At 64.3% G+C, this 13,374-nt stretch carries 11 protein-coding genes, 1 tRNA gene and 2 pseudogenes; 5 read left to right on the top strand and 9 right to left on the bottom strand.

Features of this window, described 5'->3' with window-relative positions:
* Positions 1–9: 9 nt before the first annotated feature.
* The 5 genes from C9424_RS16780 to C9424_RS16800 are packed head-to-tail and all read right to left on the bottom strand — an operon-like array spanning position 10 to position 6,610.
* A complete protein-coding gene (locus C9424_RS16780; RefSeq protein WP_116768032.1) occupies positions 10–1,224 on the bottom strand; it encodes an acyl-CoA dehydrogenase family protein in 1,215 nt (404 codons plus the stop codon).
* Positions 1,221–2,606: an O-acetylhomoserine aminocarboxypropyltransferase/cysteine synthase family protein gene (locus tag C9424_RS16785; RefSeq protein ID WP_116768033.1), complete on the bottom strand. Its 1,386-nt coding sequence runs from the start codon at positions 2,604–2,606 to the stop codon at positions 1,221–1,223. The genes C9424_RS16780 and C9424_RS16785 overlap by 4 nt, the downstream gene beginning before the upstream one ends.
* The gene (locus tag C9424_RS16790) at positions 2,596–3,624 is read right to left on the bottom strand and encodes an LLM class flavin-dependent oxidoreductase (protein ID WP_116768034.1); all 1,029 of its coding nucleotides are present in this window, start codon (positions 3,622–3,624) and stop codon (positions 2,596–2,598) included. Before C9424_RS16790 ends, C9424_RS16785 begins: the two co-directional genes overlap by 11 nt.
* A complete protein-coding gene (locus tag C9424_RS16795) occupies positions 3,621–4,910 on the bottom strand; it encodes an LLM class flavin-dependent oxidoreductase (RefSeq protein ID WP_237563521.1) in 1,290 nt (429 codons plus the stop codon). The genes C9424_RS16790 and C9424_RS16795 overlap by 4 nt, the downstream gene beginning before the upstream one ends.
* Complete coding sequence (locus C9424_RS16800; protein WP_116768035.1) at positions 4,907–6,610, bottom strand: ABC transporter substrate-binding protein; 1,704 nt, start codon at positions 6,608–6,610, stop codon at positions 4,907–4,909. The genes C9424_RS16795 and C9424_RS16800 overlap by 4 nt, the downstream gene beginning before the upstream one ends.
* Positions 6,611–7,155: 545 nt before the next feature.
* Between C9424_RS16800 and C9424_RS22235 the strand changes: the two are divergent.
* Positions 7,156–7,594, top strand: a pseudogene (locus C9424_RS22235) (histidine phosphatase family protein); the annotation flags it as partial.
* 107 nt (positions 7,595–7,701) lie between these two features.
* On the opposite strand, the gene C9424_RS16810 reads toward C9424_RS22235, so the two are convergent.
* Both C9424_RS16810 and C9424_RS16825 read right to left on the bottom strand, forming a co-directional pair.
* Positions 7,702–8,073 carry a hypothetical protein gene (locus C9424_RS16810; protein ID WP_133247530.1) on the bottom strand — a complete coding sequence of 124 codons (372 nt, stop codon included), beginning with the start codon at positions 8,071–8,073 and terminating at the stop codon, positions 7,702–7,704.
* Between the two features lie 500 nt (positions 8,074–8,573).
* A complete protein-coding gene (locus C9424_RS16825) occupies positions 8,574–9,089 on the bottom strand; it encodes a flavin reductase family protein (RefSeq protein WP_116768039.1) in 516 nt (171 codons plus the stop codon).
* Positions 9,090–9,561: 472 nt separating this feature from the next.
* Here C9424_RS16825 and C9424_RS16830 point away from each other — a divergent pair.
* Positions 9,562–9,632 (top strand) — tRNA-Cys (locus C9424_RS16830).
* 328 nt (positions 9,633–9,960) lie between these two features.
* Here C9424_RS16830 and C9424_RS22240 read toward each other — a convergent pair.
* Positions 9,961–10,065: pseudogene (locus C9424_RS22240) on the bottom strand (PDDEXK nuclease domain-containing protein); the annotation flags it as partial.
* A 389-nt stretch (positions 10,066–10,454) separates the two neighbouring features.
* On the opposite strand from C9424_RS22240, the gene C9424_RS16840 reads away from it, so the two are divergent.
* From C9424_RS16840 to ald, 3 genes are all read left to right on the top strand, one after another.
* Positions 10,455–11,195: a type 1 glutamine amidotransferase gene (locus C9424_RS16840; RefSeq protein WP_237563522.1), complete on the top strand. Its 741-nt coding sequence runs from the start codon at positions 10,455–10,457 to the stop codon at positions 11,193–11,195.
* Positions 11,196–11,261: 66 nt separating this feature from the next.
* On the top strand, positions 11,262–11,762 hold the full coding sequence (locus C9424_RS16845; RefSeq protein WP_116768041.1) for an HtaA domain-containing protein: 501 nt from the start codon (positions 11,262–11,264) through the stop codon (positions 11,760–11,762).
* A gap of 131 nt (positions 11,763–11,893) precedes the next feature.
* On the top strand, positions 11,894–13,009 hold the full coding sequence (ald, locus tag C9424_RS16850) for an alanine dehydrogenase (RefSeq protein ID WP_116768042.1): 1,116 nt from the start codon (positions 11,894–11,896) through the stop codon (positions 13,007–13,009).
* Between the two features lie 54 nt (positions 13,010–13,063).
* On the opposite strand, the gene C9424_RS21480 is transcribed toward ald, so the two are convergent.
* Positions 13,064–13,336: a hypothetical protein gene (locus tag C9424_RS21480; protein WP_161958244.1), complete on the bottom strand. Its 273-nt coding sequence runs from the start codon at positions 13,334–13,336 to the stop codon at positions 13,064–13,066.
* Between the last annotated feature and the right edge of the window lie 38 nt (positions 13,337–13,374).

Consider the following 13,374-nt stretch of genomic DNA (forward strand, 5'->3'; position numbering starts at 1 on the left):
CAACCGGGTTCAGAACAGGCCGTTCGCGGGCGGCGGCTCGTCGGCGACCAGCCAGCCGCCCACGGCGGCTGATTTCCAGCCGCGCGGGTTGTGGTTGGCCACAGTCCGGGCGTTGCGCCAGTGCCTGTCAAGGTTGTATTTGCGGCGCGTGAGTGTTCCGCCGCCGACGTCGAACAGCAGTTCGCCAGCCGCGAGGGCCTGCTCGCCGGCGCCCACGTAGGCTTCCGCGACGGCGATGGTGGCCCGCACCCCGAGCGGTTCCCCCGGCTCGGCCCAGTAAGCGTCTAGCTGCTCGGCGGCGCTGGCCACCTGTGCCCGTGCGGTGAACGCAGCGGTGGCAATCCGGCCCACCGCGAGGCGGACGTAGGGATCCTCGGCGCTGCGGGCAGCGGTGGAATGCTTGATCGGGCGTGTGACCGCGCGGACCAGGCGGACGGCGTCGTGCTGTGCAGCCTCGGCGATCCCCGCGAGGGCGGCGGCCAGGATGAGGTGGGCCAGCGAGCCGTGCGGATGCTGGGTCTGTGCGGTCGACGCATCCACCTCATCGGGGTCCACCAGGACGCCGTCCAGACGGGTTGTGCCGCTGGCGGTGAGTCGCTGCCCGACGGCGTCGAAATCGTCGATCAGGTCCACTCCTGCGCCGTCCGTGGGCACCGTGAAGGTGACCACCCCGCCGTCGTCGTCCACAGCGTTGCCGGAGAACCAGCGGGCGTGCAGGCCACCGGTGCTGTAGAACTTTTCGCCGGTGACCCGGAGGCCGGAGCTGTCGCGGGTGAGTCGGGTGGAGATCTGTCCGGGCTTCCCCGCGGCTTCGTTGCGGGTGCCTGCGAACAGGTCTCCGGCGAGGACCCGGGCCAGCGTGCGCTCCCGTTTTGCGCCGGTCAGCGTGCCGGTGGCCAGACCGTCGGCGACAAGGAAGCCGGGGCGCAGTGCCTGGGCCACGTTGGAATCCGCGGCGGCGATATCCACCACGAGCTCAGTGAGTTCGCGGACGGTTGCTCCCGCTCCGCCGTCCTCGCGCGGGACGCGGTAGCGTAGGATGCCGGCCTCAGCGAGGCTGCGGATTTCCGCGAACGGATGCGTCCGTTCCGCGTCGCGCTGGGCAGAAGTGTCGCGCAACCTGTCAAGGATCGGCACGATGGCAGCCCGGATCGACGCGGTGGACACAGGTCGAGCCGCCGGCACCGGCTCCTGGCCCGGCGTCGTCCGCTCAGCCACGCTCATAGCCCGTCCGCCTGGGTCGGGGCGGCGGCTCCTCCGCGCTCGCGCAGGGTTGGCGGATTTTCGCCGCGAAGAACGCGGAATCCCCTGTTGAGGTCGGCGATGAGGTCATCTGCATCCTCGATCCCCACGGACAGCCGAATCAGGCCCGGCTGGATGCCGGCCAGATCCCGCTCGGACTGGCTGAGCTTCGAGTGTGTAGTGGTAGGCGGGTGCAGGATAAGCGAGCGGACGTCGCCTACGTGCGTCATCCGGGTAAACACCTCTACCGCGTCGTAGAAAGTCCGGGCGGCGTTCAGTCCGCCGGCCAGGGTGAAGGCGAACACTGAGCCTTGACCGGCGGGCAGGTATTTCCGGGCCAGGGAGTGGTACGGGTTGGACTGCAGCCCCGGGTAATCCACGCTGGACACTTCGGGCTGTTGCTCCAGCCAGATGGCCACGGCCAAGGCGTTGCGGGAATGCCGGTCCAGGCGGAGCGAGAGGGTTTCGATCCCCTGTTGGAGAAGGAATGCGTTGAACGGCGACAGGCTGGGGCCGAGGCGGCCGGCCACCACGGCCCGGGTGAAGGCGAAGTTGGCTTTTGCCCCGAACTTGTCGATCCAGGTTGTCCGGTCTGCTGTTCCCGCATGGATCGGCTCGTGCAGGTGGGGGTACCTGTCAGGGTGCGCGGCCCAGTCGAACCGGCCGGCGTCCACGACCACCCCGCCGATCGAGTTTCCGTGCCCGGCAAGGAATTTGCTGGTCGAGTGGAGCACAATGTCCGCGCCGTAATCGATGGGCCGCAGCAGGTAGGGCGTGGCCAAGGTGCTGTCAATGGCGAAGGGGACGTTGTTGGCGTGGGCGGCGTCGGCGATCGCCTCGATGTCGATCAGGTCGTTCTTCGGGTTGGGGATGGCCTCGCCGTAGAACAGCCGGGTGTTGGGGCGGACGCGGCTGTGCCAGTCATGGGGGTCGTTGGGCCGTTCCACGAACTCCACCTCGATGCCGAACCTGCTGAAGTTGCCGCGGAACAGCGCCCTGGTGCCCTCGTAGATGCTGGGGGCGCTTAGCACGTGGTCGCCGGACTTGAGCACGCCGAGCAGTCCAGTGCTGACGGCTGCCTGCCCGCTTCCGACCAGGGTAGCGCCGACGCCGTGGTCCAGTGCGGCGAGGACCTGCTCCACGGCCGCGTTGGTGGGGTTGTTGATCCGTGAGTAGACGTAGCCCGGGTCCGCCCCGGCAAAGCGTGCCTGGGCGTGATCGAAGTCGTCGAAGACAAAGCCGGCGCTGAGGTACAGCGGGGCGATGCTGGCACCATGCCCCGGGTCTCCCCGATGGCCAGCGTGCACCTGTTCGGTGGTAAAACCGAACGTATGGTCAATGTAGGTGAGCGTGTTATCTGGCATGGGCCTGCTGATCCCTGCTTTCGTGTAGTTCCGGCAGCTCATCAAGGAGTGCGTCGAGCAAGGCGGTGAAGTGGACGGCGCCGGTCCGGACACGGAGGAACGAGTGTGCCGGCAAACCGTCGCGCAGAACCTGGGCAGCATCGTCGGCCGTTCCCGCAACGACCACACCGGACTCGCCGGTGGCCGCGGGTACTCCCCCGTTGATAACAGAGCGTGGCAGGCTGCCATGCTGGCGTTCGAGTGCATCCAGGGCCTGGCTCCGGGATGCGGCCGGGATCCAGGTCACGGTGCGGTAGACCGGCACCGCCCCGCTATCCGGAGTGGTCGAGTCCGGGCCGATGATTCCGTCCACGGGTCCCCCCAGTGCGGCGGTAACGGCGTCGGCGAGCAGCAACGTGCGGTGCGCGGACGGCAGCGGCACATTCAGGGCTCCTGCAACCGAGTAGAACTCGCCAGCGAACGACGCCGGGACAAGGCTTCGCGGGTCCGCGAACCTGCCTGCCTCCCGGTCGCCAATCAGAGCCTCCTCGGGGAAGCTCACCCACAGCCGCCGGAGGACCGCAACGTACTCCTTAAGGAGCCTGGACCGATCGCCGACCGCTGCTGCAAGACCTGCGGAGGCTCCCGAGGTGACGGGGTCAAGGCCGTCGGCACGGAGGAACAGGCCTACCTGGCCGCCGGTGATCCGGTTCAGCGACTGGATCCGGCGCGCCAGGTTGAACGGCGCGTTCCTCGACGTGCTCGCCGTGGCGATCAGCCACGGCCGAGCGTCGGCAGGCCTGGCGACAGTTCCCGCGATATGGGGACCGCGAAGGTCCGCAGTGAGGATTCCGGCGAGGATGCTGGGGTCCAGACCCGGCCCGCCGCCGTCAACCGTTTCCGGCAGGAGGAGCGGCACTGACCGGGCCGCGGTCACCGCGGCGGCATCCCGGGCGGCCGATAGCACAGTCCTTGCGGCTTCGGGGTCTGAAACCTCGACGCCGGGAAACTCAACGATGAGCTGCGGCGCGGTGGTCATGCTGCTCCTCCTGAATGTCCGGCGCCGGCATGCACCGGCGGTTCGCGGCGCACGGCCGGCTGGACGGGCAGGTTCAGGTGCCCGCGAAGAGTGTGGCCTTCATACTCCTCGCGGAAGAGACCGCGTCGCTGCAGTTCGGGGATGACGTGGTCCACGAACTGGTCGAACCCGCTGGGCAGTGCATCCGGCATAACATTGAAGCCGTCAGCCGCCCCGGCCCGGTGCCATCGTTCGATGTCGTCCGCGATCTGCTCGGGAGTTCCCACCACAATGCGGTGGCCGGCACCGCCACCCAGTGTGTGCAGCAACTGCCGGTAGGTGGGTTTGTCCCGCTCGATGATCCCCAGCACCATCCGATAGAACGTCTGCGACCCCGCCGCGGCTTCCGGTTCGGGGAGTCCCCCACGACGGACCGGCGCGTCCAGGTCCACGTCTTTCAGGTCGACGCCGAGCTGCCCGCCCAGTCGGCCGATCGCGTACGGCAGCGGCACCAGCCCGGCGAGCAGCCGGCGGCGTTCCTGCGCCTCGGCCTCGGTACTGCCGATGACGGTGGATAGCCCCGGCAGGATGGCGATCTCCTCCGGACGCCGTCCGAATGCCGCGGCTTGTCCGTCGATGGCCCGGCGGAAGTCGAGGGCCTCACCGAGGGTCTGCGCCGCGGTGAAGATGACTTCCGCATGCTCTCCGGCGAACCGGATGCCTGCCTTCGATGCACCTGCCTGCACGACCACCGGGCGGCCCTGCGGCGTCGCCGGGAGGGCACCGGTTTCTCCGGCACCGGCCCAGGCCCGAACCACTTGCGATGTCACCTCGCTGGCGCGGACGTAGCGGCCGGCATGGTCGGGTTCGCCGGCCAGGCCGAAGTTGGCCGCGGCAGCCGCCCCGGCCGTCGTGACCACGTTCCAGCCGAATCGGCCGCCGCTCAGGGTGTCCAGGGATGCCAGGCGGGAGGCCAGCTCACCGGGGCCGTTGTAGCTGGAGGAGAACGTGCCGATAAGTCCGATGTGGCTGGTCTCCGCGGCAATCCTGGCCAGCAGGACGCTGGGCTCGAAGCTGTTGCCCGGCCTGTACTCGAGATCCTTTTCGATGACCGGGCCGTCGGCGAGGAAGACGGCGTCGAGCTTGGCCGCCTCTGCCTTCTTAGCGATGTCCATATAGTGCTCGACGGTGTAGGCGGAGAGCGGATCGTTCTCCGGTACCCGCCAGGAGCCTCCGAAGACTCCGGCGTTGAGGATGTTCACATTGATGTGAATCTGGCCGCCGGGCCGGGGCAAGGGGGCCGTCACTTTGTCTTCCAGGTGTTGACGAAGTGGTTCCTGGACTGGGCGTCGAAGATGATGCCGTCCACGTACTTGGCGTGAGCGATGACCTGCGACGGGTTGTATACGGGGCTGACCAGCGCATACTTCTCCAGCAGCACATCCTGGGCGGCTTTGGCGGCCTGAGCCCTCTTGGCGGGGTCGAGGGTGAGTTCAAGGGCGCCAAGCTTCGTGGTGATCTCGTCGTAGCCGGGGAAGTCCTTGGTGAGGTAGCTTCCGTTCCCCAGCTTCGGGCTGTACTGGAGGTTCAGGACGCCGGGATCGTTGCGTGAGCGGTTGGCGGCGACCACGTTCCACTCCGTCTGGGCCTTGGCCACGTTTGCGGAGTAGTCCGGGATCGGGACCACGGTGAGTTGCAGGTCGATGCCGATCTTTTTCAGGTCCTGCTGGATGGACTCGTAGGCCGGCTTGTTGACCACCAGGTTGTTGATGCCCAGCAGTTTGACGGTGAGGCGCTGGCCATCCTTGACCCGAATGCCGTCGGGTCCGGGTACCCAGCCGGCATCGTCCAGGATCTTTGCGGCCGCCTGCTGGTCGTACTTCAGAACCGAGCCGCTGTAGTCGGCGTAGCCCTGGACGGAGGGAGCGAGTACCGACGTTGCGATCGAGTAGGACGGCGTGAGCACGGTTTTCTCGATGGTCTCGCGGTTCCAGCCGAGCTGGATGGCCTTGCGGACGGCGATGTCGTTCGTGGGGAAGATCGAGGCGTTGAGGTTGAAGAAGATGGCCGTACCTGAAACCTGACGGGAGATGATCTCGAATCCGGCATCTTTTAGCGGCTGCTCATCGGTGGTGCCGACGTCCAGTGTGGCGTCGATGGTTCCCGACTTCAGTGACCCGGTGCGGACGCTCGCCTCCGGGATGGTGTTGAAGACGATCTTGTCCAGATAGGCCTCACCGGTGTGCTTCAGTGCCGGAGGGGACCAGTTGTAGCCCGCGCGTTTGACCAGGACGGTCTTGACCTGGGGCTGCCAGGACTCGTAGACGAACGGGCCGGTGCCGATCACGTTCTTGGGGTCGGTGCGCTGTTCCGCGCTCTTGGCGAGCGTGGCCAGCGACAGGAAACCCGGCTGGGCGTTGGCCGTGAACGAAGAGGCCTGCAGGAAGCTGGCGCTGGGCCTGTCGAACCGCACCACGGCCGTGAACTTGTCAGGGGTGAGCGTCTCAATGTAGCCGGGCAGCAGCGTGGCGCCGTTGGGTGAGATGTTCAGGGCCTTGTCGCCGTGCACGTACTGGTCGAAGTTCGCCTTGACCGCGGCGGCGTTGAACGGTGAACCGTCGCTGAAGGTCACGTCGTCGCGGAGGTGGAACGTGAACTCGGTGAGTTCGGCGTTGGTCTCCCAGGACTTGGCGAGCCACGGGGTGATGTCGCCGGTTTTGGGGTCCTGCCAGGTCAGCTTGTCCGTCACGTTGTTGCCGATGATCGACTCGGCGTAGTTCGTGCCCCACTGGGTGTCGGGACTGCGCTGGTAGTCCAGCAGTCCGAACTCCAAAGTGCCGCCCCGGACGGGTGTCCCGTCGGTGGCGGCGCTTGTCGACGGCACGGCCGACGCTGACACTCCCCACGTGATTCCAAGCGCCACGACCGCTGCCGCACCGACGGCCAGCCAGGGCCATTTCTTCCGCGGCGGCCTTCCGCTCTCGATTGATGTACGAAGATCCGACATGACCCATGCTCCTGTGCCTCCAGCAGCCGGCACCGGTTGTCCAGCTGTGATGAGTACCGACAGTACAAATGCTCAGGACTCCCTGCACTTTGCGTTGCGGCGCGCTAATCCCGGTGACTAACCACGACGCAGCGTGTCGAAAACAGTCATTGCAGGGCGCAACTGGAGGCAACAGAGGGCATCGGTTCGTCATGGTTCGCAACTCGTCCCTCCTTTCGGCCGGCCCTGCAAGGTCAAGAGGGAGATAGCACTACCGGCAACGCGCCGCTATCACGCTTCTCAGTCGGCGTTTCGCGACAGGTAGGTTTTCCTTGCAGGGTTGTGAGTAGGGCGCCACCCCCTTCGTGTACTTCAAGATCAGGGCCGTGTGCTGGCCCCGAGTGCCGTTAGCCTGGGCAAAAGCTCCTCCAGCGCGGGCCGTTGGTGGTGCACAGTCTCATCCTGCTGAAAACACGGACCGGCGGATCGTCCTCGTTGACGGACCGCGCATTTTCTCCCACGGCGGCGCCGAATTCTTCAAGGACGACCCGCAGATCCTACAAGTGCGCGGCCAGGCGCCCGACGCCGTCGCCGGCCGGTCCAGCTACAAGTGGGATGCGATCGTGTCCTCTCGGCTGAGCCGCGCAGCGGAAACCGCCGACCTGATCGCGGCTGGGCTGGGACTCAGCGCGGCACTCCGCGTACCGGAACTATACCGAGCGAAGCTTCGGACCCGCGGATGGCTGGCAGTCCGGCCCTGAACTGGACGCGCTGCGCATCCCCGGTGGTTTCCGGGGCGCAGAAAGCGAGCATGGGGCAGCCCGCCCCGGGTTGGCCTCGCTGGAATCCTTGGCCGGGGAGTTCCACGGCGGCCGTGTAGTGGTCATCTCCCACGGCTCGCTCATCCGTCTGAGCCTCAGCCTCGCCATCGGCCGGGCCGGCAACGCATCGAAAACGCCGTGCTCAACCTGGCCTCACGCCGTTGACGGCTGGATCCTCGAATAGTTCAACAGAGAGAAGGGTTCCGCCACCGGTCCGGGCTGAGCTGGCTTGTTCCGGCTTTGCGTTTCACACCGAATCGAGGACTTGACTCGCGGAGGCGCCGGGTGATCTCAGTCTGAAAAGACATAGGTGGTCGCTTGTCCATCGGCGATCTCGCGGGTGCCCCACCGTTCCACCCCTGCCCACTGGGTTCCTGCCAGGGCCAGTGCCCACGCGTCGGCTTCATCCCAATAGACGGTTCTGGGTCGACGCCGAGGAATCAAGTGCAGGGCCACGGACACGACGAACGTGGAATGGTCCCGTTGCGGGTTCTGCGTAAACCCCACCACTTCCACACTGACCTCCGGGCTGACCACCGATGCCATGGGAATCATCGCGGTAACGGCGCCGTCGACTCCTTCCGTGCCAATGTCCTGATGGGCGAGGGCACCCAACCGCGTACGAAACGACGCCAGTTCCTCGCCGAAGTTTGCCTCGATCACGTCAGTCAGCGACTGGAGCGGGCCGCCCACCTTAGGGGAAGAGATAGGAGTAGAGGCCGGTACTGGTCTGCGCGTGCGCTGCGGCCCCTGAAGAGAATTGGCTGGCGGTCTCGGGCTCGGAAATTCTCTCCTGGGCAGGCGTAGCGGGTGCCACCAACGGCCAGGCGGCCCACGTGGCACCGGCCGTCAGCAGGACACAGAAGGCAGCAAATGGCCAGAGCGCGCTCACGGTGTGCCCCCGGATGTCTTCAGGCGGACACCCTCGCGGCGGCCGAGCATTTGGCGTCCTTGACCGGCCCCGCTGATCACCCACACCATTCCCGAATCGGGTGTCTTCGCATCCACGCGGCCGACGTACGTTGGATGTCCCGGGATCCCCACCTTCACGATGCTGCCCACCGTCATAGCGGTCCAGTCTTCGGCCGGAACACAGGATAGTGCGGTATCTCCTGCCTGGGATTCTGGCAGTCTCCGGCGTCGGGACGTTGACTTCAGCGTTGTCATGCCACGCTCTCCAGGGCGCCGGCCCGGGACCGGACGCCCACATACTCGCCCTTGTAGAAGAGCAGGGGCTCTGCGCCGGCGCGGGCGCTCAGGGCCCGGACGGCTCCCACAACAATAGTATGGTCGCCGCCGTCGTACTCCTGGTGAAGTTCGCAATCCACCCAGGCCAGAGCCTGGTCGAGGACGGGGTTTCCAAGTGGCGACGGCGAATGGATGACTCCGGCGAATTTGTCCGCGCCCGAGCGCGCAAACTGAGCCGCCAGATGCTGGTGTTCTGCCGGCAGGATGTTGACCGTGAACCGGGCCGCTTCCCGGAGGAGGGGCCAGGTGCTGGAGGTCCGCGAGGGGCTGAAGGTGACCAGGGCCGGTTCCAGCGACAGGGACGAGAAGGACTGGCAGGTGAACCCTGCCGGTCCGTGCTTCGTTGAAGCGGTAACTACCGTCAACCCGGTGGCGAAGTGTCCGAGAATGTTGCGAAGTTTCTTGGGGCTGAGGTCAGAATGTTCCGTCATGGTGGGTTCCTTTCGAAGCTTATGCAGCTCAATTAATCACCTGCATCGTGGCTTCCCAACCCCGGACGAAACGCCCGGTCGCGTTGCGACACGCTGCGTCACCGCCCGAAGCAATCCGTAAGAAAAACAGCGGGAACGCAGGACCGTGGCTACTTCGTCGAGGTGATGCCACGAAGCGTCCCGATCGGCGGGCGCCATTCACCGGGCGTGGGCCCACGCCATTCAAGAACCCTTTCTTGTCACCCGTGTCCTACGGGGGATAGTGGGGGCGAAGAAGCATCCATCGGGGCAGGTCCGTCCATGTCCCGTGCCGTATCGGAAGGGGGACACTCACGGGCCCACATTGCGCCCGCCCAGCTGGCACATCGCGGAATGTTGACCAGGAACCTTACCGGCGTCATCCTTCGTCGCATGAGGTACGACTTCTCCACGATCTGGATCTTCGCCAGGCGCCCTGGCTACCCTGATGGAACGTGGTGTGCCCGAGAGGCGAGGGAGCGGTCTGCAAATCCGCTTACGCGGGTTCGAATCCCGCCACCACGTCACGGGCGGTTCCGCAGTCGCCAACCGGGCGTTTCGTGTCGAGGACACCGACACGTTTGGGCGTGCCCTGCCACCGCGGGCCCATTGCGAGAGGTGAACGCCGGAACGGGCCCGGGGCTGGTGGCTTTGCTCAGCAGAAAGGGGCCTTGCTTCTTCAGGATCGGCGTGTGCGTTTTAGGCGGAGTTTCTGGAGGACCTCGGACTCTAAGTCTTCGGTGGCGTGCACGCAGGCGCACTGTTGCTCGCGTCCTGCTTCGGACAACGGTTCCCTTCGCATCTCAACAGCTAACCCTGGAGTCGTGTATCCGGGAACCAGCCTGCCGGGTGCATGGTTTGGCTCCAGGTGCGCGTCATCGACGAGCGCCACATAGAAGTCGAGATTGCCGGCATAATCGGGCTGGAACTTGCCCGTCTTGAGTTCGATGACAACATAGCCCGTTAATCGCACTAACGGCGCATGGCAAGAGATGCCCCGGTCCCCCGCACGAAGAAGCGGGAGATGTGTGGGGATAGGTGTCGGCACACATCTGATTCACGCGCCGGGCTAGTAGGGCTGGAAGTCAGTCATTCCCGGAGTCTGTGAGTCGGTCACGAGAGGCCGATAGCCGTGATTACGTAAACCAAATTAGTTGAGGTATCAACTAGCAGTATTGCGTCATTGCCCTTGGCCCGGCGGTCCCGCGCCCAGCTGCATCTTGATTTGGAGGGCAGGCGCTGCCGACTATGGCCTCTCGTTGGCCTGTGGGCGCCAGGCACATACAGGGCATGTTCGCTGTGCCTGAGGCACGTTGCGATCGTCGTTGGTGGGGCAAAGATAGACCAATGCAGAACTGTCGGCGGCCTAGTCTCTTGGTAGTGCAACCTGATCCTGCCGGACCGTTGGACAGGTTCGCAGAGACATTCTTGGAGGCTGGCCTTAACCTTCGGGTAGTCCGTCCCTTCGCCGCGGAATCGATTCCCGAGCAGCTCGTGGAAGACGGACTCGTAGTGCTCGGCGGAAACATGAGCGCCTCAGATGACGACGAATATCCCTGGTTGCACACGACACGGAAGCTCCTGCAGCAAGCCGTCGAACTGTCACGCCCGACGCTGGGAATTTGTCTGGGCGGCCAACTCCTCAGTCAGACGTTCGGCGGTGCGGTTGTCACTGGCAACCACGGACTCGAGACCGGTGTCGTTGAAGTACGCCTGCGCCCCGAAGCAGAGCAGGATGAGCTATTCGCGTCTATGCCCGATCCGTTCCTGGCTGGGGCCATGCATAGCGACATGATCAGAGAGCTACCCCCTGGTGCGATTTGGCTCGGTGACTCCGACACCTATCCCCATCAAGCATTCCGCATTGGCGATTTCGCGTGGGGAGTGCAATTCCACCCCGAAGTTACGCTCCCGAGCTACCGCCAATGGACAAGTTCGTTCGGCGGGGAAACCCCCGAAACGAAGCGCAGAAGTCATGCAGGGCTGTCTGACTTCGAACGCTTTGAGGAGGGCGTAACAGCGTCCGCGACTGCCCTCGGCCGACGGTTCGCGGAAATCATCTACGAGCGATGGCAACTCGGCAATTGATTTAGCATCCATGCTCAACGGACTTTCCGAAAATCGGCACAAGTTATCAATGATGGAGGGACCCGGATGTCTGGAGTGACAATTGAAAGAGCAGATCTTGGTATGGCGTGGGCTGTGAAGGACAGCTTCGTCAATTACGTCAAGGCGATGAATGACGGCCGCATAATCTTGAGTGACGGAGCCGCCGTTACAAGCACTCGGCAGTTCTATTTCCCATTCAAACACTTGGAACAGTCCGGCAGTACTAGCTTCGTACTGCATTTTGGCGGCGAGGCACGTTTCTTCGCCCACCACGGCTTCATGTCCGTGTTGCTCCGCCACCCAAGGATTGAGGTCACCCCCGATTCTGCTTGCCTGTCCATTGAGCCAGAGCAAGGCAGGGAATGGTTGCGGCTCGCTGAGCTGGATCTACCAGCAGGGCTGACGGAGGATGGCGTCACAATGTGGGACAGCGTAGTGACTAAATTAGCAGACGCAGGAGTAGCTACTTTTGGAGATTCCTACCGCGCCGGAGAAACCCTGTCACCATTGACGGTAAGAGCTCCAGCACTCACTGTGGCTGGCTGAGTTCTGACTTCTGATAACGGCAATCTACTAGGTAGTCCGGCTCCCTTAGTTTCTGCGGATGCCATTCCGGGGTCCACATTTTCTACCATTCTATTCCCCATCAAAATCAAACTCATTAAAAAAGGATAGACATGATAATTTCCGTCCCCAAGGAAATCAAGAACAATGAATTTCGCGTCGCGATCACGGCCGCGGGCGTTCACGAGCTCAGGGCCAATGGCCATGAGGTACTCGTGGAAAGCGGAGCTGGAGCTGGTTCTGGCATCGCCGACCAGGAATACGTTCTCTCCGGCGCGGAAATCGTTCAGGACGCCGACGAGCTTTGGGCCCGCGCTGACATGGTTCTCAAGGTCAAGGAACCTGTCGCCTCCGAGTACCGCCATTTCAGGGAAGGCCTGACCCTTTTCACCTACCTCCATTTGGCTGCCGAACCGGCTTTGACCGAGGCCCTCGTCTCGTCGGGTGTTACGGCGATTGCGTACGAAACCGTGCAGTCCGGGCGCTTCCTTCCCCTGCTGGCCCCCATGAGCGAGGTTGCTGGCCGGCTTGCTGTGACGGTAGGGGCGAACTGCCTCATGGCCCCTGCGGGTGGCCGGGGAGTCCTGCTGGGCGGCGTTCCCGGCGTACGCCCGGCGAAGGTAACGGTTCTCGGCGCCGGCGTCGCCGGGACCAATGCGGCCGCCATGGCCACGGGCCTCGGCGCCGACGTCACGATCCTGGACATCAACGTCGCACGGCTGCGTGAGCTTGATGCCCAGTACGCTGGCCGGTTGAAGACTGTTGCGTCCAACGCTTACGAGATCGAGCGCTCCGTCGTCGAGGCAGACCTGGTCATTGGTTCCGTGCTCATCCCGGGTGCGAAGGCGCCAAAACTGGTCAGCAACCAGCTGGTCTCCCGGATGAAGGCGGGTAGCGTTTTGGTCGACATTGCTGTGGACCAAGGCGGCTGCTTCGAGGACACCCGGCCAACGACTCATGAAGCTCCTACCTTCTCGGTGCACAACAGCTTGTTCTACTGCGTGGCGAACATGCCTGGCGCCGTTCCCAGCACCTCTACCTACGCCCTGACAAACGTCACGCTCCCCTATGCTGTCTCTCTTGCCAACCTTGGAGTACGCGAAGCACTCGAACGGGATCAGGCCTTGGCAGCAGGCCTTAACGTGGCGGCTGGCAGGGTGACAAACAAGTCCGTAAGCGATGCTCACGGGCTTGAACTGGCGACGTGGCGGGACCTAGTCGCTGTCTGATCCACTTCCGTCCTCCCCCTCTATCCAGGAGGGGGAGGACATCCGCTCTCTTAGTCAGGAAGTCAGCTGAGAATGGCATTTCATCGGCAACAAGAATGGCAGCCCCTCCTCGGTCAGAATGTCATCATTAAACGTGACGGCGACGTAGTCCGACACGGACGGGTCGATGCCGTCACGCCCGACGATCAAATCCTGTGGCTCGATGTGGAGGGCACGGAACCTCGTCGGCTTTTCGAGAGATCCGAAGGTTTCGAAGCCTGGATCGCCTACAAATGGGAAGCGGGCGAAGCGGCGGCCCCGGATGCCCTCAGGCTCGGCTAGCCCCATGACAAACGCAACTTTCGCAATGCGGTTCTCTGGAGCCT

This window comes from Arthrobacter sp. H-02-3, from assembly GCF_003097355.1.
In the GTDB taxonomy this organism is placed as follows: Bacteria; Actinomycetota; Actinomycetes; order Actinomycetales; family Micrococcaceae; genus Arthrobacter; species Arthrobacter humicola.

Coding starts and splice junctions, on each gene's coding strand:
- C9424_RS16785 (WP_116768033.1), bottom strand. CDS start 2,606: ATGCCAGATAACACGCTCACCTACATTGACCATACGTTCGGTTTTACC.
- C9424_RS16840 (WP_237563522.1), top strand. CDS start 10,455: ATGCAGAACTGTCGGCGGCCTAGTCTCTTGGTAGTGCAACCTGATCCT.
- C9424_RS16825 (WP_116768039.1), bottom strand. CDS start 9,089: ATGACGGAACATTCTGACCTCAGCCCCAAGAAACTTCGCAACATTCTC.
- C9424_RS21480 (WP_161958244.1), bottom strand. CDS start 13,336: ATGGGGCTAGCCGAGCCTGAGGGCATCCGGGGCCGCCGCTTCGCCCGC.
- C9424_RS16790 (WP_116768034.1), bottom strand. CDS start 3,624: ATGACCACCGCGCCGCAGCTCATCGTTGAGTTTCCCGGCGTCGAGGTT.
- ald (WP_116768042.1), top strand. CDS start 11,894: ATGATAATTTCCGTCCCCAAGGAAATCAAGAACAATGAATTTCGCGTC.
- C9424_RS16780 (WP_116768032.1), bottom strand. CDS start 1,224: ATGAGCGTGGCTGAGCGGACGACGCCGGGCCAGGAGCCGGTGCCGGCG.
- C9424_RS16800 (WP_116768035.1), bottom strand. CDS start 6,610: ATGTCGGATCTTCGTACATCAATCGAGAGCGGAAGGCCGCCGCGGAAG.
- C9424_RS16845 (WP_116768041.1), top strand. CDS start 11,262: ATGTCTGGAGTGACAATTGAAAGAGCAGATCTTGGTATGGCGTGGGCT.